The 22,727-nt window shown below is 36.3% G+C and carries 22 protein-coding genes; 7 read left to right on the plus strand and 15 right to left on the minus strand.

The annotated features are described in order from the left end of the window. Position 1 precedes the first annotated feature (1 nt). On the minus strand, positions 2-385 hold the full coding sequence (locus M983_RS01870) for a DUF454 family protein (protein ID WP_066746168.1): 384 nt from the start codon (positions 383-385) through the stop codon (positions 2-4). Positions 386-494: 109 nt separating this feature from the next. Between M983_RS01870 and M983_RS01875 the strand changes: the two genes are divergently transcribed. Then, positions 495-689, plus strand: coding sequence for a YpfN family protein (locus M983_RS01875; RefSeq protein ID WP_066746170.1), 195 nt, complete (start codon positions 495-497; stop codon positions 687-689). Between the two features lie 15 nt (positions 690-704). On the opposite strand, the gene M983_RS01880 is transcribed toward M983_RS01875, so the two are convergent. Both M983_RS01880 and M983_RS01885 read right to left on the minus strand, forming a co-directional pair. Then, on the minus strand, positions 705-2,741 hold the full coding sequence (locus tag M983_RS01880) for a tRNA(Met) cytidine acetyltransferase TmcA (RefSeq protein ID WP_066746172.1): 2,037 nt from the start codon (positions 2,739-2,741) through the stop codon (positions 705-707). Between the two features lie 2 nt (positions 2,742-2,743). Continuing rightward, a complete protein-coding gene (locus M983_RS01885) occupies positions 2,744-3,196 on the minus strand; it encodes a DUF441 domain-containing protein (RefSeq protein WP_066746174.1) in 453 nt (150 codons plus the stop codon). A gap of 480 nt (positions 3,197-3,676) precedes the next feature. On the opposite strand from M983_RS01885, the gene M983_RS01890 reads away from it, so the two are divergent. Continuing rightward, complete coding sequence (locus tag M983_RS01890; RefSeq protein WP_066746177.1) at positions 3,677-3,934, plus strand: KTSC domain-containing protein; 258 nt, start codon at positions 3,677-3,679, stop codon at positions 3,932-3,934. 55 nt (positions 3,935-3,989) lie between these two features. On the opposite strand, the gene ypfJ is transcribed toward M983_RS01890, so the two are convergent. From ypfJ to dapA, 5 genes are all read right to left on the minus strand, one after another. Then, positions 3,990-4,874 (minus strand): KPN_02809 family neutral zinc metallopeptidase, encoded by an 885-nt coding sequence (ypfJ, locus tag M983_RS01895; RefSeq protein ID WP_066746179.1) that lies wholly within the window; start codon positions 4,872-4,874, stop codon positions 3,990-3,992. Positions 4,875-5,096: 222 nt separating this feature from the next. Next, on the minus strand, positions 5,097-5,810 hold the full coding sequence (gene purC / locus M983_RS01900) for a phosphoribosylaminoimidazolesuccinocarboxamide synthase (protein ID WP_066746182.1): 714 nt from the start codon (positions 5,808-5,810) through the stop codon (positions 5,097-5,099). Positions 5,811-6,303: 493 nt separating this feature from the next. After that, complete coding sequence (locus M983_RS01905; protein WP_066746185.1) at positions 6,304-6,894, minus strand: phosphatase PAP2 family protein; 591 nt, start codon at positions 6,892-6,894, stop codon at positions 6,304-6,306. 298 nt (positions 6,895-7,192) lie between these two features. Then, complete coding sequence (bamC, locus tag M983_RS01910; RefSeq protein WP_066746187.1) at positions 7,193-8,239, minus strand: outer membrane protein assembly factor BamC; 1,047 nt, start codon at positions 8,237-8,239, stop codon at positions 7,193-7,195. A 16-nt stretch (positions 8,240-8,255) separates the two neighbouring features. Then, entirely contained in the window at positions 8,256-9,155 is a 900-nt protein-coding gene (gene dapA, locus M983_RS01915; protein WP_066746190.1) for a 4-hydroxy-tetrahydrodipicolinate synthase, read from the minus strand. A 218-nt stretch (positions 9,156-9,373) separates the two neighbouring features. Between dapA and M983_RS01920 the strand changes: the two genes are divergently transcribed. Together M983_RS01920 and bcp are read left to right on the plus strand one after the other, a co-directional pair. Further along, on the plus strand, positions 9,374-9,931 hold the full coding sequence (locus M983_RS01920) for a glycine cleavage system transcriptional repressor (RefSeq protein WP_066746199.1): 558 nt from the start codon (positions 9,374-9,376) through the stop codon (positions 9,929-9,931). A gap of 16 nt (positions 9,932-9,947) precedes the next feature. After that, positions 9,948-10,418 carry a thioredoxin-dependent thiol peroxidase gene (gene bcp, locus M983_RS01925; protein ID WP_066746202.1) on the plus strand — a complete coding sequence of 157 codons (471 nt, stop codon included), beginning with the start codon at positions 9,948-9,950 and terminating at the stop codon, positions 10,416-10,418. Between the two features lie 90 nt (positions 10,419-10,508). On the opposite strand, the gene M983_RS01930 is transcribed toward bcp, so the two are convergent. After that, complete coding sequence (locus tag M983_RS01930) at positions 10,509-11,600, minus strand: AI-2E family transporter (RefSeq protein ID WP_066746205.1); 1,092 nt, start codon at positions 11,598-11,600, stop codon at positions 10,509-10,511. A gap of 144 nt (positions 11,601-11,744) precedes the next feature. Here M983_RS01930 and bepA point away from each other — a divergent pair, with 144 nt between their 5' ends. From bepA to M983_RS01945, 3 genes are all read left to right on the plus strand, one after another. Beyond that, positions 11,745-13,217, plus strand: coding sequence for a beta-barrel assembly-enhancing protease (gene bepA, locus M983_RS01935; RefSeq protein ID WP_066746208.1), 1,473 nt, complete (start codon positions 11,745-11,747; stop codon positions 13,215-13,217). 8 nt (positions 13,218-13,225) lie between these two features. Beyond that, entirely contained in the window at positions 13,226-13,585 is a 360-nt protein-coding gene (arsC, locus tag M983_RS01940) for an arsenate reductase (glutaredoxin) (RefSeq protein ID WP_066746211.1), read from the plus strand. 746 nt (positions 13,586-14,331) lie between these two features. Further along, positions 14,332-15,582 carry an MFS transporter gene (locus M983_RS01945; protein ID WP_066746214.1) on the plus strand — a complete coding sequence of 417 codons (1,251 nt, stop codon included), beginning with the start codon at positions 14,332-14,334 and terminating at the stop codon, positions 15,580-15,582. Between the two features lie 162 nt (positions 15,583-15,744). Here M983_RS01945 and hda read toward each other — a convergent pair whose 3' ends face one another. The 6 genes from hda to tli1a (M983_RS01975) form a co-directional block, all read right to left on the minus strand. Next, positions 15,745-16,452 carry a DnaA inactivator Hda gene (hda, locus tag M983_RS01950; RefSeq protein ID WP_066746248.1) on the minus strand — a complete coding sequence of 236 codons (708 nt, stop codon included), beginning with the start codon at positions 16,450-16,452 and terminating at the stop codon, positions 15,745-15,747. Positions 16,453-16,607: 155 nt separating this feature from the next. Further along, a complete protein-coding gene (locus M983_RS01955; RefSeq protein WP_066746217.1) occupies positions 16,608-17,813 on the minus strand; it encodes a mechanosensitive ion channel family protein in 1,206 nt (401 codons plus the stop codon). A gap of 314 nt (positions 17,814-18,127) precedes the next feature. Next, positions 18,128-20,443, minus strand: a complete 2,316-nt coding sequence (locus M983_RS01960) for a T6SS phospholipase effector Tle1-like catalytic domain-containing protein (protein WP_066746219.1) — start codon at positions 20,441-20,443, stop codon at positions 18,128-18,130. After that, complete coding sequence (tli1a, locus tag M983_RS01965) at positions 20,431-20,928, minus strand: Tli1a family immunity protein (protein ID WP_066746222.1); 498 nt, start codon at positions 20,926-20,928, stop codon at positions 20,431-20,433. Before tli1a (M983_RS01965) ends, M983_RS01960 begins: the two co-directional genes overlap by 13 nt. A gap of 221 nt (positions 20,929-21,149) precedes the next feature. Next, positions 21,150-21,656, minus strand: coding sequence for a Tli1a family immunity protein (tli1a, locus tag M983_RS01970; RefSeq protein WP_066746239.1), 507 nt, complete (start codon positions 21,654-21,656; stop codon positions 21,150-21,152). 222 nt (positions 21,657-21,878) lie between these two features. Beyond that, positions 21,879-22,376 (minus strand): Tli1a family immunity protein, encoded by a 498-nt coding sequence (tli1a, locus tag M983_RS01975; RefSeq protein WP_066746242.1) that lies wholly within the window; start codon positions 22,374-22,376, stop codon positions 21,879-21,881. Positions 22,377-22,727 lie beyond the last annotated feature (351 nt).

The raw sequence follows: 22,727 nt of genomic DNA on the forward strand, positions 1-22,727 counted from the left end.
ATTATTTATCGTTGGGGATTTCTTGTTGACTGTTAACAGGAAGTCTCCACATAAAAATTAATAAACAAGCTAAAATTATCAGCAATAATATTCTTACCCAAAGTAATGAAACCAGCCATAATGAAATAGCAAAAGTTACTAAAATAATAATAATCGCCTTAGGTTTTGCCCCTTTCGGCATTGCTCGATATGTTTGCCAATAGCGTAAATAAGAACCAAACCAAGAACGATAAAGTAACCAATGATGAAAACGTTGTGATGAGCTTGAAAAGCACCACATTGCCAATAACAAAAAAGGGGTTGTGGGCAAAACCGGCAAAATAACCCCGAGTGTCGCTAACCCAACACATAACCAACCTGCTATAATTAACATTATCCGTTTCATGTTATGCTGTTCCTATTAACCTTTTTTGTTGCATACTAGAGTAAATCATTTCTAATCAACAAAATAGACACACTTTTTTAAAAGTACAATTAAAATATAAGGTGGATTTATGAACTGGCTTGCTGATTATTGGTGGGTTATTTTAATTCTTTTAGTCGGAATTATCATTACCGCCATTAAAGATATGAGAAAAGTTAATCCTAAAGAGTTTCTTAAAAATAAACCCAAATTACCACCTCATCGAGACTTTAATGACAAATGGGATGATGAAGATGATTGGCCTAAAAAAGACGATAAAAAATAGTTTACGTGTGGCAATTTATCTTTGTGTTATCCACTGCTGATAGTGTTGCGTTAATTGAGGATTTTTTTTAGTCATTAATTGCGCACACTGTTGTCTTAGTGTTTTTAATAATACTTTCTTACTTGATAATGCAAATTGTTCTATACAATGTTGCTCTGATTTTCTATCAATAAAAAAAGTCACTAACAATGGAAAATGCTGATATTCATCGAATAAGAATGCAGCCATACAAGAATACACAGTGAGTGCTTGACGATGTGCGAAGGCAAAACCTGCCATGAGTTGCCAGTTGTCTTCCTGAGTCAGAAGATCAGTAGGGAATATATCATCTAATAAATGGATCCCCGTTTGATAATAAATTTGTGGATATTGATATTTAAATGCCATTAATGATGTTTTTAATAATGATTCACCTTTTTCAGTTAAAGGATATATCGCCATTGCGGTATAACACCCACTGCTCGCTTCCTTATGTATTCCTAATCTGACAAGATGAAAACCACATGCACGCCAAAACTGGGCTAATACTTTGGTATAACCAAAACTAACAGAAAGATAATCTATTTGTTTATGTAAACACTCATCAACTATAGTTTTAATTAATGATGCAGCCACTTTTTGGCGACGATATTGAGGTAAAACAGCAATGCGACTTATTCTTAAAGATGCTAAACGCATAGCATCAGGTGTTAAACCATAAGAGACTAAGGATTGAGCAACCAAATTACCTCGTGGTCTGCGATTTCCTAGCCACACTTCTTGCGCTAACTCCTGTGATAAATCACCCTCTTCAATACACCACACTGCACCAATCTGTTTTTGATTGATACATGCTGACCAAAAATGTTGTTTTTGACCATCAAATATTCGCCGTAAATCAAGAGGTGTTGTGCGATAATGTGCGCTAGTTAAAAGTTGATAAAACGATTCGAGATGCTCTTTATTTTCTAGCCAATTTGCTAAATGACGCGAAATTGTTATATTACCTTGTTGCTTATCATTATTGTCATTTAGCTCATCAAGCAATAACAACTTATTTAGCCAGCATTCTAGAGGATCGTTAATTGCAAACCGAATCGGTGTTTCTAGCTGAAAATGTTCTAATAAAGGCAATGAATCACCTAATTTTAGAATAAAGCCTCGCCCTGTTCCTTCATAACCTTGAACTGTCGTTGTCATTAAAACACGAGGGAAATAAGTAGACAGTGCAATAAGTTGAGCAATAGGCAACATAGCCGCTTCATCGATTATTAGCCAATCAGAATGAATATCATCTTGATAGCAAAGTGCTAATAGATTATCTGGTGAATAAAATGAAATCGTTTTATTTGTATGTGACGATAAAATATCAATACTGCTTTTTGTTGGTGCACATACAGTCACAGAGCCGGGCCATTGCTCAATAAGCATACCCGCTAATGCCGATTTGCCTCGTCCTCTTGGTGCAATAACACTATAAATCCCTGTCGTTGCTTTCAATAACGTTTTTAGTATTGTTTCCTGCTCTTTCGTTGGTAAACCTTGAGGCTGAAACCAAGGCTGAATTTGTTCTACTAATGTTGGCAAAATTTTATTAGATGATATAGATTGAGGAGCTTGTAAAAAAATCACACGATTATTAGCTAAAGATATGTCTTTTAGCCATGACATAAAGTAAGGTGTTGGAATTATTCCTTGGGCATCATTCCAACGCTGACTATCGTTATCAATATACTTATCCCACGCTTCAATATTAGGTAAACACAGAATAAGCCAACTACCTGCTTTAAGCGTACCTGTTAATATCGCTAAAGCTTGTGTATTAAAAGCATCATTAGCATCAAAAATACCATGAAGAAATTCGCGCCCTAAAAGCGAGGCGGCTTTTTCTGGCATGACAGCGTATTTTTGTTGTGAGCAATCAGAAAGTGTTATCCAATCGCCATGGCAGTTGTATATTATCTTTTCAATTTGTGTATTTTGCCATAACCGATTGCCAGCAAGGATAATGAGCTGACGCTGGCCTAATGTTGCTAGTTTTTTTTGATAATACTGTAAGTGAGGCAATAACACAGCTAAGATTTACCAATAAGTAATGAAAGTATACCAGCTGCAATTAAAGGACCAACAGGCACACCTCTGAATAGAGCAACGCCTAACACTGTTCCAACAAGTAATCCAGCGACTGTTGAAGGCTGGTTATTCATAAGAGAAACGCCTCTTGCACCTAACCAAGAGACCGCAACACCTATTAAAATAGCTAATAATGATTTCCAATTAAGGAAAGATTGTAAGACTTCTTGTGCTGAAATACGGCCTGTAGCGATGGGTGTCATAACACCAATGGTTAGGATTAAGATCCCAATGGTCATACCATATTTTTCAACCACTGGAAAATATTGATTTAACGGGGTTATTTTGATCACTAGCAACGCTATCATTGCTAATGTCACCGTCATGTTATGACTAATAATGCCAAGACCTGCAAGGACAAGCAGAATTAGTAATGAGGGATCAACATTACTCATTTATATCATTATTCCTAAATCTATCTCTATTTTAGAGAGCCTAATGAAAAACATATTCACATTAAATATCAATGAATTACAAATTACAAGAGTTACTTTTATTTCTCTGTATAAGCTAAAATATGACAAATCATAATCAATAGATCTAATTATTTCTCAATAGAGAGAAATACTAAATAATTGTTATTTTGTAACACAATTTCATCATGTTATTTATTTAGTTTAATATCAACAAGTTAAGCTATAAATCCACTTTACATACTTGCTAATTTAGCATAGAGACAAGTCAATTAGTTTATTACTATAATAAAAAAATTAAATATATATTTCAATTTAGTTACATTTAGTAATATATTGAAGTTAATCAAATAAAAATCATCTATCTTTGAAAAATAGTTCTCATAATGACATCATTTTAAGCATAAGAGTTATCTAAATTTAACTTGAGGAAAATATTTTATATTCAATTAGGAGATAACCATGGTTACCTATTTCCTTAACACTCCCGATATTGATTCTATCGGTTATGATGAACAATCTAAAATATTAGAGATTGGCTACCGTATAGACGGAACTCATCAGTATAAAGAAGTACCTTTTATTATTTACCAACGATTAACCGTTGCTAAAAACAAGCAACATTATATTAAACGACATATTGATAATATCTATTCAAAATCAATCAAGTCCGCTGAACCTGATCATTTTTATTCAAAAGATAGTATTATGTGGGGCTAAACATGCCAAAAGATCGCACTAGGCGATCTTTTATCATTTTGATGAAAATAGATAATTAATTGAGTGATGATGAAGAGAAAGTATCACAAGATTTAATGCTATCGCTGTTATAACCACGCATAAACCATGTTTTACGTTGCTCAGCAGTGCCATGAGTAAAGCTATCAGGCACTGCATAGCCTTGTTGTTGGCGTTGAAGACGATCATCACCAATAGCTTGTGCTGTATTAATTGCTGTTAATAAATCAGCTTCATTAATGCGTCCTTCACCCGCCATAAATCGCCCCCACATACCAGCAAAGCAATCAGCTTGTAGCTCTAATCGAACTGATAACTGGTTAGCTTCCGCTTTTGAGCGCGCCATTTGCTGCTTTTCACGCATTTGAGTACTAATACCCAGTAAATTTTGTACATGGTGACCGACTTCATGAGAAATCACGTAACCTTGAGCAAATTCACCCCCACCACCTAGGCTATTTTTCATTTCATTATAAAAAGAGAGATCGAGATAAATTTTATTATCAGCTGGACAATAAAAAGGCCCCATAATTTTATTGCCTGTACCACATTGCGTTGAAGTACTTCCTGTATACAGTACTAAACGAGGATCACGATATTTCTCTCCTGCTTGCGCAAATACTGTTTTCCAAAAGTCTTCCGTACTTGCGAGGACTACACTACTAAAATCAGCGGCTTCATTATAGAGCTCTGTTTGTTGTTGTGTCGCAGGTGATGCTTGCTGAGATTCACCCGTAAGCGAGTTAAAATCAAACCCCATAAAGCTAGCAATCACTAAGATAATAATAATGACAAAACCATATTTTGTGCGAAGTAAAAGTGAAATAAGTCCTAAAGGTAGATTACCGCCACCTGATGATGACGAAGGTTGTCCTCTTCTGTCTTCAACGTTGTCACTTCTTCTGCGATCATTCCAACGCATGATATTCCCCATTTCGTCACTTGCAATTTTAAAATTGGCTATTGTTAATTATATGATTTGAATTTAGATAATAGCAAAAATATAACTATCTCTATCAGCTATTTTTTGAGAATAAAATAATAGCAATCTTTATTAAGAGAGATAGTGGAAAAAGATGAAAAAAAAAGACCAGCAAAAATGCTGATCTTTTTATCTATTTAGTCAACGTAATCGATTGCTTTTTTAGTCCAAACAAACGCCAATTCGGCGTGCAACTTCTTCATAAGCTTCAATTAATCCACCTAAGCTTTGACGAAAGCGATCTTTATCCATTTTATCCAACGTGCTTTTGTCCCATAAGCGACTACCATCAGGAGAGAACTCATCACCTAATACAACTTCGCCATGGAAAAGGCCAAATTCAAGTTTAAAGTCGACCAAAATAAGTCCTGCTTTATCAAAAAGTTCACTGAGGACATCGTTTGCTTTATAGCTCAATAATTTCATTTGTGCGAGATGTTCTTTAGATACCCAGCCAAAGGTTTCGCAATAAGACTCATTCACCATAGGATCATGGCGAGCATCATCTTTTAGAAAAAGATCAAAAATAGGTGGGTTAAGAATTGTTCCTTCTTCAATACCTAAACGCTTAACTAAAGAGCCAGCAGCACGGTTACGAATAACGCATTCAACAGGAACCATATCTAATTTTTTTACCAGTACTTCATTATCAGAGAGCAAACGTTCCATCTGCGTTGGGATACCCGCTTCTTCCAATTTTTTCATAATAAAATGATTAAATTTATTATTTACCATTCCTTTACGATCAAATTGCTCAATACGTTGGCCATCTAATGCTGATGTATCATTTCTGAATTCAAGAATAAGGAAATCAGAAGATTCAGTGGCATAGACCGTTTTGGCTTTCCCACGATACAACTCAGCTTTTTTTTGCATCTGACACACTCCAAAAATGTGATAGGTTTGACAATAATTGCTTTGCATACTCTACTCTAGATTATACAAAAAAGCTTTTAAAACGTAGCTATAAGCTTGAAAAAATCATCGAAATACAATAGAGAGTGACACACAACGGATATTATTTTCAACGCTAAATAAAAAGAAAATAGTCAAAAATTGTAATTCAAATACATGATAAATAAAACTCGGATAATAAGTCTGTATCCATATCATGTGTAGATTACATTAGGAGAAAAAAATATATAAAGGAAATAAGCTATAATAAAAACAATTAAGATTACGTTTGTGATGAGTTATTAAAAAAATATATTTTCATCTAATATCTTATTTACTTTTCATTCGTTTTTATTATTACCATTAATAGACATAAATCTTATAGAATGAAAATGCCAAATCACACGCTTAATACTAAGTATATATTTGGCTATTTATTCATATTTTGACATTATTTGTTAATTAGTGACATCGATTAAATAATAAAGCAATAGATTTCATAAGCGAACCAACCTAATAATGCACCAGCAGGTAAATCAATTAAATAGTGTTGCTTAGTAAACATGCATGATAAGGCAATCAATAAAGGGAATAAGAATACCAAAGGTCCTAATGTTGCATAAGCAAGGCATGCCGTTAAAGTCGCGACAGACACGTGCATACTAGGAAAACAGTTCGATGAATCATCAAAGTGTTGAACAAACTTGAGGAATTTTTCTGAGACTTTTTTTCCTGAATTCATTGTGCGCCAATGAGCTGGCGTGGCGACAGGGAATACGACAAAGAAAAACATTTGCATGACAAGTAAAATAATATAGCTAAAGACAATCATAATAAATTGTCGTGAGTCTTGAATGATCCAGTTGAGATATAAAATTGCAGGATAATATAAAAAGCTATAGATCCATGACCACCAAGGCCAGAAAGGTATTTTCTCATCAAGTGGAGAATTGATTATCTTGGCTTCTTTTAATGTATATCGTTGAGTAAAAAAATAAAATTGATAAACACCTACAATAAGTATTCCACTTAGAATTAAGTGAATAATCATATCTCCCATACTCATAAATGCTCCTTCAAATTATCAGATAATACTTCTCTATATTCCTAACAATATTTTTCAACGCCATATTTGCACAATTTTAAAAACATTTCATTAATATTTTTAATGTTGTTAAAAAATAAGAGAATAGTTACCATTATATGAGTAAATATATATATGTAATAGAAATCTTATTTTTAATAAATAAAAAACCTACTCATTACATTAGTTATTAATGACTATTTTCCATATTTAAATAAATGAATAAAAACAAAAAAACCGTGCAATAAATTACACGGTTTTTTTAATAATGATGTAAGCTTTATTTTATTGGCTTACTGAAGGCTGCTTTCATCGCTGCAACCATTTGATCATTTTGTGATTGAGTTAGTGGTTTACCTTTGTCACTGATAAACTGTAGAGAACTACGGTTATTTAAATCACCCACTTGTAATTTATAATCACCTTCTTCGACAGTTGGTCTATCAACGCCCAATGAACTCCAATTTGCACTACTCATTCCTTTGTAGGTTACTTCTATTGATCCTTTAGAACGAGTACGGTCACCCATTTTCATACCGATACTTTCAAGTGCAATCGGCAACCTATCCCATACTACATCAAATGGCGCACGTGCAATAATAACAGGAAGACCTGTGCTATCACTGCCACTTTGTACGTCAATAATACCTTGTAGATTACTTGTCGCCGTATTTTCACTTAAATTACGCATACGGTTTAAGCCATCTACAATTTCATTAAGTAATAATGTGTTGTAGCGTGAGATTTCAGCAGGATCTGTCACATCAGAATCACCTTGGCGCAAACCTTCATTAGTGATTACTAAAGTAATGACATTACCAGATTGTACTATCGCTAGGCGTTGACGCGTTTGGAAAGGTACGTTTTCATCCGCACGACTCCACGTTACCCAATCAGTGACAATTTCTTTTTGTACTGCATCACCTTTCGCAATAGGCACGCCTTTTTCTGTTAATACAGCAGTGACTTGCTCATAAAGCGTAGTGTTTTCAGGTGAGTTTGGTAATAATAATTTGCTGTTGTCGGCATTATTTTCACTACGTGAGCCACTTAGCAGTGATAATGCTTGAGTTGGTGGACGAATATCCAATGCAAGACCAACAGGCTCATTCTTTTTAGGGGTTGGAATGTCATATTCCCCATTTTGTAAAGGCAACACCATACCTGCTGGAACAGTTAAATTCTTCAGCCCTGCTGTCTCTAAGTAAGATTCATCACCGCTGACCTGACGTTTATACCGCTGATCGCTTGAACAGGCTGCCAGTAGAACCACCAGCGACAGACCCGCGATTTTCATAACCTTTGATTTTTGCAATAGTGTTGCCATTAAAATTCCCTAAATTTTACAGTATTCCCGCTGTTAACAGCGCTTTCTCAACAAGTTGCTGACCCGATGCTGTCAACGGTGTCATCGGTAAGCGTAATGTGGCATCTTTAATCAACCCAATACGCTGACACGCCCATTTAGCAGGGATTGGATTAGGTTCAACAAATAACTGATGATGTAAATCCATCAGACGTCGATTAAGTTGACGTGCTTTTGCAAACTCGCCCGCTTTGGCTAATTGACATAATTCTACCATTTCTGCTGCGACAACGTTAGCGGTAACAGAAATAACACCATGACCACCAAGTTGCATAAAATCTAATGATGAAGCGTCATCACCACTTAGTAAGATAAAATTATCGTCATTAACCAGCTCTTGGATTTGACTAACACGACTTAAGTTCCCTGTTGCCTCTTTAATTGCCACAATATTATCCAACTTGGCTAAACGTGCAACTGTTACTGGTAATAAATCACACCCTGTACGGCCAGGTACATTATAGAGGATTTGTGGCAAAGCGGTATTTTCAGAAATCGCCTTAAAGTGCTGATAGAGACCTTCTTGTGAGGGTTTATTATAGTAAGGCGTTACAGTAAGACAACCCGCAATTCCCCTATTTTCAAATTGTTGTGTAAACCAAATAGCTTCAGACGTTGCATTTGCCCCGGTACCAGCAATAACGGGAATTCGTCCATCTGCCATATCTAATGTCATTAAAACAGTATCAACATGTTCGTCATGGCTTAACGTTGCTGATTCGCCTGTTGTGCCTACTGAAACAATCGCAGCAGTGCCTGCATTCACATGATAGTCGACTAATTTTTGTAAACTACCCCGGTCAACGGTACCTTTTTCATCCATTGGCGTAACCAATGCCACCATACTACCTGTAAAATCAAAATTGTTACTTACCATAATTCATTGCTCCGAGATAGATTTATACTTAATGGTACCGATTCATTGCTCTATTGAAAACTAGTTAACTCTAGGTTTCTAATGAAATTTGCTAATATTCTTTGATGTGAATTAAAGAGATATAATAATTAAAGATAATCAGTAAGGTTCTTGGCAGATACACAATTTTGTGGTTTCCTGTTAAGAATAAACTGAAAAGAATAAGAAGGAACCTCATTTTGCCCATACCTGATAAACATTTTCTCGTGCTAACTGCATTAGGTGCTGATCGTACTGGTATTGTCGATACTATTACTCAATTAGTGAGCCAATGTGGATGTAATATCGAGGACAGCCGACTTGCTATGTTCGGTAAAGAGTTTACGTTTATCATGCTGCTGTCTGGTGGTTGGAATGCAATTGCTCAATTAGAAGCCTTGCTTCCAATCAAAAGTGCGGAACTTGATTTATTAACTGTCATGAAAAGAACCTCACAGGGTACACCGGTTAACTATCCTTCAACTATCACTGCGAAAGTGGATGTTGAAGATGCACCAGGCCTTGTTGAGCGCTTTACTAATCTCTTTAGTCAACATAACTTTAATCTCGCAGAGTTAGTCTCAAAAACACACCTGTCAAATGATGGTAATCCTGCTCGTTTAGAGATACAAATAACGGCTCATAACCCATTAGATGATAATGGACTTGTTATTAATGAGAAGTTCAATGAATTATGTACAGAGCTTAATGCTCAAGGCACAATAAGTATCGTTAATAGTCTGATGATGAAACAGTAAAAATGGAGAATATATAATGACCCCATTAAAAGCCGGTGAAAAGGCACCTCAATTTAGTCTGCCCGATCAAGATGGAGAAATAATCAATCTATCTGATTTCGCTGGCCAACGTGTGCTCGTTTATTTCTATCCGAAAGCAATGACACCAGGCTGTACTACACAAGCTTGTGGGCTACGTGATGAAATGGATACACTGAAAAAACAAAAAGTGGAAGTTTTAGGTATTAGCACAGATAAATCAGAGAAACTACTTCGTTTTGCTGAGAAAGAAATGCTTAATTTCACCTTACTTTCAGATGAAGATCACAAAGTTGCCGAACAATTTGGCATTTGGGGTGAAAAACAATTTATGGGTAAAACTTACGATGGTATTCATCGTACGTCATTCCTTATCGATAAAAATGGTGTTGTTGAGCATGTTTTTGATAATTTCAAAACCAGTAATCACCATCAAATCGTACTTGATTATCTAACAGCGCATCAATAATAGATTGCCTATAGATAGATACGCAAACAGACAGTTTAACTGTCTGTTTTTGTTTATCTTGCAGTTTCTATATTATGTATTGTGTTGTCTTTATTTATTTTTAGCTTGACGCTTTTCTTCTTGTTGCTCGATAGTTATTTCATCAGGTAAAGCGTGCAATACCGCTTTTATTAACGTTGCTAGAGGAATTGCGAAGAATACGCCCCAAAACCCCCATAAACCACCAAATATAATAACAGATAATATAATCACTAGTGGATGCATATTGACGGCTTCAGAGAACAAAATAGGAACAAGTAAATTACTGTCTAATCCTTGGACTACTAGATACGCGATAAATAATGCCCAAAAATCTGATCCTAACCCCCATTGAGAAAGTGCAATCACAATAACCGGAATTGTGGCTAAAACAGCACCAACATAAGGAACAAGCACAGAAACACCCACTAAAACGGCTAATAAAGCAGAATAGCGTAAACCAAAAAAGGCGAAGACAAAGTAAGTAAATACGCCAACAATCACCATTTCAGTGACTTTTCCACGAATATAATTGGTAATTTGCTGATTTACTTCAATCCAAACTTGCGCGGCTAAGATTCTATTTTTCGGTAAGACACGGCGTACAGCATTAAGCATCTGTTGTTTATCTTTTAGCAAAAAGAAAGTCATTAACGGCACAAGAATAAGATAAATAGAGAGCGTGATAATACCAATTAATGAGGCTACAGAAACTTTTAATACCGATTCTGCTACTGTTGATAATTTACTGCGTACATTTTCTGCCATCATATCGACAATACCAGCATCCATTAACGCAGGAAAGCGACTCGGTAATTCACGAGCAAATGCGTTGAATTTATTCAACATATTTGGTAAATCTGAAATTAATGTCATTCCTTGTTGCCAGACTGTTGGCGCTAAAATAAAAATGACAATGGCACTAACACCAAGAAATAGTGTCAGAATAATTGATACTGCCCATATACGCGCGCATCCTAATTTTTCAAGTAAATGTGTTGGCCACTCTAATAAGTAAGCGAGCACAATCGCAACTAATAACGGTGCGAGAATACCACTGAAAAAGTAGAGGATTGAAAAGCCGGCAATTAAGATGACCACCAAGGCAATGACTTGGGGATCAGCAAACCGGCGTTTATACCATTGAACAAGCAAGTCCAGCATGAAAATTGAGGTCCTTAATAACAAATAAACTATTTCTATTTATATTGATTTCTATAATCAATAATCTTTTGACAGATTTTACGTTAGCTTTTGCTATGATACATCATTAATTATTAGCTAAGATAGCCATCAGGATACTGTTGTATGAAACTCAGACTTAAAAAACCCGTGGTCGCGCTTCTTGTTTCTGCTTTGCTATCAACATCAGTGTTACCGGCTCATGCTGCCATTGATATTGAAGATTCATTACCTGATATGGGAACGACAGCGGGCTCAACCTTAAGTATCAATCAAGAAATAGCAATGGGTGATTACTATACGCGTCAATTACGCAATAGTGCACCTTTAGTTTTTGATCCCCTACTTTCTAATTACATTAATAATTTAGGGCAGAAACTCGTTTCAAATGCCAATTCCGTTAAAACGCCATTTCACTTCTATTTAGTAAATAATCCTAATATCAATGCGTTTGCCTATTTTGGCGGCAATATCGTTTTACATTCTGCACTATTTCGTTATAGCCGAAATGAAAGCGAATTAGCTTCCGTTATGGCTCATGAGATAACCCATGTCACACAACGACATCTTGCTCGTATGCTTGAAGATCAGGCAAAAACTACGCCTCTTGCTTTAGCTGGGGTGTTGGGTTCTATCCTTATTTTTATGGCGAATCCAAATGCAGGGCTTGCAACCTTTACGGGTAGCATGGCGGGTATGCAACAAAATATGATAACCTTCACGCAAATGAACGAACAAGAAGCTGACCGTATTGGTATACAGACCCTTTATCGCGCTGGGTTTGATCCACAAGGTATGCCTAATTTTATGCAAATTTTAGCAGATCAAGTTCGTTATAGTTCTAAGCCACCTGAAATGTTACTCACTCACCCCTTGCCTGATAGTCGATTATCAGATGCAAGAAGCCGTGCTTCACAATTTCCTGCTCGCACCTTGCCTCAATCTGCTGATTTTTTATATGCCAAAATGCGGGCATTAACTATGCTTTCTAAGAATCCAGCAACAGATAATGCATTACAAGCAACACTTGACCAATTCAAACAAGGAACTGATTTAGAAAAATCAGCGGCTGATTATTCTCAAATTTTGATTGATTCTCGCGATCGTAAATTTGATGAAGCCAGAAAATTACTAACACCTATGTTAGAAAAAGAACCTAATAATGTTTGGCTTATAGATGCGATGACAGATATCGATTTAGAGCAGAATAAAGCTAAACAAGCCGTCGCTCGATTAGAAACTGCATTAAAACTTAAACCTAGCAACAAAGTGATTATTGTTAACCTAGCCAATGCTTATATGCATAATAAACAATACAATGATGCTAGTCGTTTACTGTATCGTTATACCTTTGATAACCCAGATGATCCTATTGGGTGGCAACTCACCGCTGAAAACTCAGCGAAAAAAAATGATAGAGCTCATGAACTTGCTGCTTATGCAGAAGATCTTGCTTTAAGAGGAGATTTTGACACTGCTATTCGTTATTTAGGTGATGCAAGTCGCCAAGTAAAACTAGGTAGCAATGAACAAGCACGCTTTGATGCACGTATCGATCAGTTAAGAAAACTTCAGCAAAGAGACAGTCAATTTAAATAAGGGATAACATGACCAAGAAAGTGACGATTTATCATAATCCACGCTGTTCAAAAAGCCGTGAAACCTTACATTTATTAGAAGAAATGCAAATAAAGCCTGATGTTGTGCTCTATTTAGAAAAACCGCCATCAGTACAAGACCTTAAAACCTTATTGAAAGAATTAGATTTTGATGATGCTAGAAAATTAATGCGTACGAAAGAAGAAATATATAAAACACTAAAACTTGCAGATGAAACGTCGCAAGACGTACTTATTCAAGCAATGCATGAAAATCCTAAATTAATCGAACGCCCTATTGTTGTCGTGGGTAAAAAAGCCCGATTAGGAAGACCTCCTGAGCAAATTAAAGCGCTATTTGATTGCTAATTGCGAACAATTTCTAAAGTACGCATAGATTATCGTTATTTTATTTATGCGTGCTTCTATTACTTTTAGACCTCATTCTATAATACAGTTTTAGCTATTCTTAAAACGTAATCTACAATGCATTATTTTCTTAAGACTTTAAAAGTTTATATCACTAATGTCTTTCCGCCTTTCTAGTTACCAATGTGTTAATTTTAACCTATCTACTACCTTCTTTTAGATCTATCTATAAAAACACTTTTTTAGTTATTCTTTTCAAAAAATTTCATCTCAACTTCATATTTTTTATGGTTAAAAAAAATACAAATCATAAATATTCTATAACGATCACATTATTGTGTTTTATATCCTAATCGAAAGAAAAAATTATGAAACGTTTCATTTATATTGTGACTCAAGTCTCTTTACACAAATGTTTTCATACATATCATTAGCATCAGAAAATATGATAGCAGGAATGGTCAATTTACATTTTTGCTCATTCTTATTTTTGATAAGAACAATGGTCTATTTTAATAATAATTAAACATTTTAAACAATTACGTAACACAGCAAAAAGTTCAATTCGCTATCTGGTCTATTTTTGCAATTTTATCTTCTCATTTTGAGAATAAATTGTTTATTTAGAATGATATGTCGATATAAAATGCACTAAAAATATAGCCAACATATGGGCGACTAACACTACCAATCATCGCTTAACATTATTTGGCATTTAGATGGTTGTCAGGCTAATAGGAAAATAGATGAATATCGTACTTAGACTAAAACTTGTCTCGTTTCTCCAGTTTTTTATTTGGGGTTCTTGGCTTGTTACGTTTGCCTCATATCTTTTTGGTAAACTTCATTTTAAAGGTAGTGACGTAGGGCTTATTTTTAGTGCTCTTGGTCTTGCCTCACTGATTGCTCCCGTCATTATGGGATTAATTGCAGATAAAATTAATAACCGTAAATTAGTTTATATTACTCTGCATATTCTTTCCGCATTAGCCTTAGTACTAATGACACAAATGACAACCGTCACCACACTCTTTTTTGCTACCTTGTTACACTTACTGTTTTTTATGCCAAGTATTTCAATGGCAAACAGTATTATCTTTGAATTACTTGAGCAAAAACATTTAGAACCTAACAACTATTTCCCAAAAATTCGCGTATACGGCACGGTTGGTTTTATTGCTGCAATGTGGGTTATTAGCTTCTTAGGATTAGGCAACAGTGCAAGCCAGCTTTTTGTTGCCGCTATCGCATCAGTTGTTCTAGCTGTTTTTGCGATGTTCTTGCCTGCAACCAAAGCACTGGATAAAGTAGCTGCGAAAGAAGAAGCAGCTGCATTTAGTATCTCTAATATTTTGCATGTATTTAAAAAGAGAAACGTTGTTGTTTTCCTCTTTTTCGCTACGTTATTAGGTTCTGTGCTTCAAATTACGAATACTTATGGTGTTCCATTCTTAGAAGATCTCGCAAAATCACCAACGGCTGATGATTCATTCTTTGCACGTTACCCTTCTGTATTCTTATCTATTTCTCAGATTTCAGAAGTTGTCTTTATCTTATTCCTACCAATATTACTAAAACGTGTAAGAATCGAAACTATCGTATTATTTAGTATGATTGCGTGGATATTGCGTTTTGGTTTCTTTGCTTACGGTGATTACACTTCATTAGGTCAAATCGTATTATTGATGTCTATGATTGTGTATGGCTGTGCCTTTGACTTCTTTAATATTTCAGGCTCTCTCTTCTTAGAAAAAGAGATCCCACTGCAATATCGTTCAACCGCACAAGGTATGTTTATGACCTTAGTTAACGGTATCGGAACGTATTTAGGAGCGATGCTAAGTGGCTGGGTTATTGATTTATATACAACAACAGGTAGCGGTATTGACTGGAAAATGTGCTGGTTAGTCTTTACTGGTTATACTATTGCAATTACTGTGTTGTATCTGATTTATTTGATGATCCCACACAAGAAAAACAAAGTCGCAAAAGCATAATAAAGAATAGATTTAACACTGACCGCTTATCTTTTTCAAGGTAAGCGGTTTTTTATTACCCTTAATCTTAATAACGAATAGATAAATATTAAGCGAAATATAAAGAAAAGACGAAAGATACAACGCTAATATATTGAGCCGAAAAGAGTGATAAAATGTGAATTATAATTTTAAAATATCTTTCACAAAAGGGATCGTCAATTTGCGTTGAGCGACAATTGAAGCTCTGTCTAATTCATCCAACATTTCAAATAATGTGCGCATTTTCCTATCTAGGCGTTTTAAGACAAAACGACCGACATCTTCAGGCAATTCAAAACCACGAAGTTTGGCTCTTAATTGTAATGCTTGGATTTTTTCTTCATCACTTAACGGTTGTAAGCGATAAATTTGCCCCCAATCAAGACGTGAAGCTAGATCAGGTAGTTGTAAATTAATTTGGCGAGGTGGTCTATCCCCTGTTATTAATAAACAAGTGCGACCATGTTCTAATACACGATTATAGAGATTGAAAAGCGCAAGCTCCCATTCTTCATCACCGGCAATACATTGAACATTATCAATACAGACCAAAGAAAGATGTTCCATACCTTCTAATACATCAGGCACAAAATACGCACGTTTATCTAAAGCGACATAACCTACGGCATCACCCGCTAATGAGAGTTCGGCACAGGCGGCATGTAATAGATGGCTTTTACCACCTCCGTCGCGTGACCAGAAATAGATATAGCTGCCATGGGGTTGATGAATGGCTGTTTGAATTGCCGCGACTAATGACGCGTTTTCCCCTGCATAAAAGCTATCGAATGTCTCATCATCGGGAAGAGATAGTGGTAAAGATAGCTGTGACGGCATATTCAGAAGCACCTCACCTGAATAGTTTGATATACCTGTCGATTCTAACACAAATTATCTCAAGGACAGAATCAATATTCAAAAAGCTCTTTTACTTGGTTAATTTTCTCACTAATACAATAAAAATAGTGTAATTATCATCAACCATTTGATGCGTATTACGTTTTTTATCGCCTAAAATTTAAATTTGTGACATCTTTACCCGAAGGTTGTTGATAAATATCTAGCTTAAAATATTTGGCTGATGCATTTATATACTCAAAAATTTCTGACTGTGTTTCTTCGTATTCAACCCACGTTGTCGCCCGCGTAAAACAGTATAACTCAACCGGTAATCCCATTGGTGTAGGTGGCATTGTTCTGATTACCAGATACATATCAGGCCTAACATCACCACGCTGTTTTATCCAATTAAGAATATACTTTCTAAAGAGCTGTAAATTAGTTACACCTTTGTCTTCTAGCCATTCATTAATATTTTCGACACTCTCTTTATCTTCTAGCATTGCTTCAATACTTTTTTGCAGTGGTGTAGTATTTTGTAATTCAAGAACAAGCTCTTCTGTTGCAAATGAAATTGACGATTGATCAATATAAAAACTACGTTTTATCCTACGTCCGCCTGATGTGAACATCGGTTGCCAGTTAGTATATTTTTCGGTCAAAAAATCTTTGGTTGGAATACGTGAAATAGTATTATCCCAATTACGCACGGTAATAGTATGTAGCGCGATATCAATGACCTCACCACTAATATTACTGCTCGGCAATTCAATCCAGTCATAGAGTTTTAATACTTTGCCATTAGAAATTAAAATATTTGCCACAAATGACATCAATGTATGTTGAAAAACAAACATTAATACAGCCGCAATTGCACCAAAACTGGAGATAATAATAAACGGTGACTGCTCAGTAAATAAGGCAATAATTAAGATAAATGAGATAATCCAAACGATTATTTTGGCAATCTCAATATAGCCTTTTATCGAATTATTTCGATGCCATGAACGTTTAGCGTGTCTAAGATTAAAAATATCTAGCCCATTATTTAATAAAGAGGCGCTATTAATAATGATAAAAGCACGACAAGCTGTTTCAAAAATACTATTAATTTCTGAAGAGAATGAAGGCAAGAGCTGGTTAATATAGAGAACTAAGGTAACAGCAAAAATAGACGCACATTTTTTAGCAACGTCATCAATAGTCTCTTCATCAGATAATTCAGTAAATAAAAAGAGTAAACGCTTAGCAAGGCGTCTAAAAAGCATTTTGGATAAAATCCATACAACAAGCAACGTAATAACTAGGAATGTTGTTACAAATATCTGCTTTGATGAAATGTAATCATAAATTTCAATCAGCTTTTCCATAGTTATCGTTTATACCACCCTGTTAGACTTTATCACGTTTAAATGATGAAAATTTAGCCTTTTTTATTGCTAACTTTCTATAAGAATACACTATCATTGTCGCATTTATTTTATTTAAATAAACACCGTTATTAAATTTATACGAATTTTCTCAGTACAAAAAACTAAAAATAAGATAATTGATAGAGAATTTACAAATAAAAAAACGGCGCTGAATACGCCGTTTTTCGTTGATTCTATATTGCTATTACCAATAAGCACTGATTTTGACAGTTAAATTCTGACTATATAATGAAGTTAACATAGCGTGTTAATTAACTTATCGTTAAGATCTTATTTCCACTATTCATCAAAAATTCCAGCAATTTCTGCTGACTTTCTGCCTCTTGGTTTTGCTGAGCTAATTGGCGTGTTGAGGCTATAACATCAGAAGGGTCGGTTGTGGGTTGCAAAAGCTTTTCTGCTTCTGGCATAAACGGAATTGCAAGGCCTGTTGCAATATCGACGACTTGATATTCTAATGATAAAACACCGATTGTCCCTGCTATTCCCCCAACAACACCCAATACATTGCGTTGTCTGACGGTATAAATCACTCCACCCACCAACGTTGCTATACCGACTAATTGCCCTGCAACAGCAATTGGTGACAAGGCTTTATTGGTTTGCTCTCCAAAATAAATCATTCGGTAACGAAAATAGCCCGCCCAAGGCTCTCGTGCTCCCGTTTCAAAATGCATAAACCATGCTCGAGAATCATGCACTTGGTCATCAAACAACAAAACGATATTGCGATAATCCTTATCTGTAGACGGTTCCTGATTTTCTTGAAATAAGCATTTTCGGTATTTTTCACCCGCGGTTTTCATTTCAGCGTATTCCACTACTTCATCATCAGAGTTTAATAAGTACATGGTATACTTGGGAATAACATCTAACACCATAAACAACGCATTATCATTAAATGTTCGAATTTGTTTGTGATAATCGGCTTTAAATTCTGCGGCGGCTTCGGCTAGTTGAGTTTTATCGCGCTTGCTTTCAAATAACGGTTTACCTTCAGGTGGCGTGCTCATGGGAAGATTTTGTGATTTTAAATAATCCCACTGATTTATCGCTTTTTTGAGGTCACTATCATCTTTTTTACGGGCTAACTTATTTTTTTCAATAGTTTCAGCATCCCATTCTTCCGCACTGGGGTAAAAAGGTTGTTGACGGTAGCGTTCTTGGGCATAGCGATTAATGCGCCATGCTGTCATCCAGCCCATTTGATCTTTCATTACGTCTTCAAGTTTATCCGTGAGCTTCACCGGTACGTAGTTGTCATTTGTTGCTGGCGTAGATAATGAGATACCGAACGTTTTTCGCCATGAATTGAAGCGTTCAATAAGGTGTGGTGCAATTTTAAACTCAAGAAAATTATCTGGTTCCATTTTTTCGACCAGCTGAGTGTCGTTAACAATGTTTTCTAATGCAGGACTGACTTTGAGAGGTGCCCCTGCCATAAATGCAGCTAAATACATATCGTGCAGAACAATTTGAGAGAGTATTTCGCCCTCACTATCACGGGCTTTTCCTTGGTCATTTGTCGGATATCCACCACCAATATCTGAATGCATGCCAGGATACACCACTTCACAGGTATTTTTAGGGTAATGACTGATTTTGAGTTTTGTATCGGTAGGCCGGCGTACTGAGTCCATGGGGAAACACAAGCGTTGTTCATGCGCGGCGACAAAGTGACAGCAACATTTTACAAAGTCAGGAAATTGTTTTTCATCTGGCAGTTGCTGGGTATCGTTCGCCCAATCCATATGTCCACTAAATGCAGGGAGTAAATGAACAATACCAACGGAAGGAACCGTATCTAACACCCCTAAAAATTCAATACTCACTGGCAAACCGAATAACGTGGGTCGCTGTTTATCAATGCTGGTATCAACCAATTGACTTAAAAAATGGATAAAGGCACGTGCTTCAGCGGCACCACGGGAAAAACCATAGACAAATAGTTTTAGCCCCAAAACACGCGGTTTAATAGTTTCAATTTTTGCTAGTAATTGTTTTTCGGTCGCGATTTTTTCTAAGACGGTTTGACGTTTATTCTGGCCATTATTCATTACCCAATTCGTAGCCATATCGTTAACAAATTGCGCGTAGTCATCATCGGTGTAATCTGTGATTTTTAGTGCATTCAGCAATGCCCGACATAGCATCATTAGCGCCCAGTTAATACGATTTTCTCCGCCTGTCGCATATTTTAAGCCTTCAGAACTGTATTGGTACTCTCGAATTTCAGGAAATGGAGTTCCAACGCCGGGCATATAATACGCAAAATATTCTTGTTTATCGTCATATGTAGTATCAAAGAGCTTGGCAATATTTGTGGGATGACGAGGCGTTGACGCTTTATCATTATTTCTATTATTATTGGTGCCATCAAAAAAGAAACTGATATGTAAAGACTTAACGCATTTTCCTCTATTGTTAAGGTCGGTTTGTTGGTAGGCTTGGGTTTCTTTGTTACGAAGGCGATAATTTTCCGCAAGTTGAGCTGGGGTTAAATTCAGCCTTCCACCTTCGGGAAAGGTCGGCGGTGCAAAGACCGGATCTACGGTTATTTCGGGCATACTGTAGGCTCCTTCATATTTTTTGGTGCTTGGATAGGGTATTCCGGCATACCATACCAATAGCAGGAAGACACTACCTTAACTTCATTGCAGGGTAGAAAATGTACTTGTAATCCACAGGACTTATCATATTGGGCTATGGGCACAATCGCTTCGTGATTTTGTGTTCTATCTTTAACTTGTTGTTCCCATTTATTAAAATCATCCACTTTATTAAAATTAGGTGGAGGCGCGAGCCCTTTGGTGTTAATCGTACTCCATGAAATCTTAGCTCTCAGCTCTGGTGTCCATTTTTTAGGGATCATGGCACAACAAACTGTTCCACTAGTTGAGCCCATCGCACCATTAATATTGAAATCGGATATTGAATATTCGGTGTGATTAAATCCTTCTATATTGCCAGCATTATAAGCGGATTGTTGCGCGGCGGAGCATCCAGAAAGAAGCACTGTGAAAATAAAGGTGGTTTTTGCTAACCCTGACATCGTGATAACCTCTGCATAAAATGTTTGAGGCTAGTATTTATCACTTGAGTGGCATTAGCAAATTTTATTTAAGTTTAAATGATTGCTTACCTATTCCAAGGCGGAGTTATTATGCATAAAGGGTTAATGAAAATGATAAGGCTCAATAATGAAATGCTCAGTCATTGCGCTGTATTCCCTGCCTTCTAGAAATATCGGCGATGCAAAGACCGGATCTACGGTTATTTCGGGCATACTGTAGGCTCCTTCATATTTCTAGGTGCTTGGATAGGGTATTCCGGCATGCCATAGGTGAAACAGGATGAAACGACTTTCACTTCATTACAAGGCAGAAAATGTACTTGTAACCCGCAGGATTTATCGTATTGGGCAATGGGGACAACCGCTTCGTGAAGCTCTAGGCTGTTTTTTAATTTAATTCGCCATTTATCATAATTATCTTCATCGCTAAAATTAGGTATAACGCCTAGATTTTTAGCTGCTTTAGGGGATAAGGAATTCCATGAAATATGAGCTCTTAGCTCAGGTGTCCATTTTTTAGGGATCATAACACAACAGATGTATCCGCCGATTGATCCACCCGCCCCATTGATTTTGAAATCGGATATTTCATATTCGGTATGGTTAATACCCGTGATATTGCCAGCATTATAAGCGGATTGTTGCGCGACGGAGCATCCAGAAAGAAGCACCGTGAAAATAAAGGTGGCTTTAGCTAACCCTGGCATCGTGATAACCTCTGCATAAAATGTATGGGGTTAGTATTTATCACTTAAGTGGCATTGGCAAATTTTATTTAAGTTTTAAATGATTACTTACCTGCTCAAAGGCGGAGTTATTATGCGTAATGAGTTAATGAAAATGATAAGGCTCAATAATGAAATGCTCAGTCATTGCGCTGTATTCCCTGCCTTCTAGAAATATCGGCGATGCAAAGACCGGATCTACGGTTATTTCGGGCATACTGTAGGCTCCTTCATATTTCTAGGCGCTTGAATAGGGTATTCTGGCATACCATAGGTGAAACAAGATGAGACGACCTTAACTTCATTACAAGGCAGAAAATGCACTTGTAACCCACAAGATTTATCGTATTGGGCAATGGGCACAATCGCTTCGTGATATACCCTTCGTTTGTTGACTTCTTCGCGATACTTTTTGTATTTATCAACATCCTTGAAGCCGGGAGAGATTGGCAGACCTTTGGTGTTGATCGTATTCCATGAAATATGAGCTCTTAGCTCAGGTGTCCATCTTTTAGGGATCATGGCACAACAAACTGTTCCACTAGTTGAGCCCATCGCACCATTAATATTGAAATCGGATATTGAATATTCGGTGTGATTAAATCCTTCTATATTGCCAGCATTATAAGCGGATTGTTGCGCGGCGGAGCATCCAGAAAGAAGCACCGTGAAAATAAAGGTGGTTTTTACTAACCCTGACATCGTGATAACCTCTGCATAAAATGTTTGAGGTTAGTATTTATCACTTAAGTGGCATTAGCAAATTTTATTTAAGTTTTAAATGATTACTTACCTATTCCAAGGCGAAGTTATTATGCATAAAGGGTTAATGAAAATGATAAGGCTCAATAATGAAATGCTCAGTGATTGCGCTGTATTCCCTGCCTTCTAGAAATATCGGCGGTGCAAAAACCGGATCTACGGTTATTTCGGGCATACTGTAGGCTCCTTCATATTTCTAGGCGCTTGAATAGGGTATTCCGGCATACCATACCAATAGCAGGAAGACACCACCTTAACTTCATTGCAGGGTAGAAAATGCACTTGTAACCC

This window comes from Proteus myxofaciens ATCC 19692 (assembly GCF_001654855.1).
GTDB classification, from domain to species: domain Bacteria; phylum Pseudomonadota; class Gammaproteobacteria; order Enterobacterales; family Enterobacteriaceae; genus Proteus; species Proteus myxofaciens.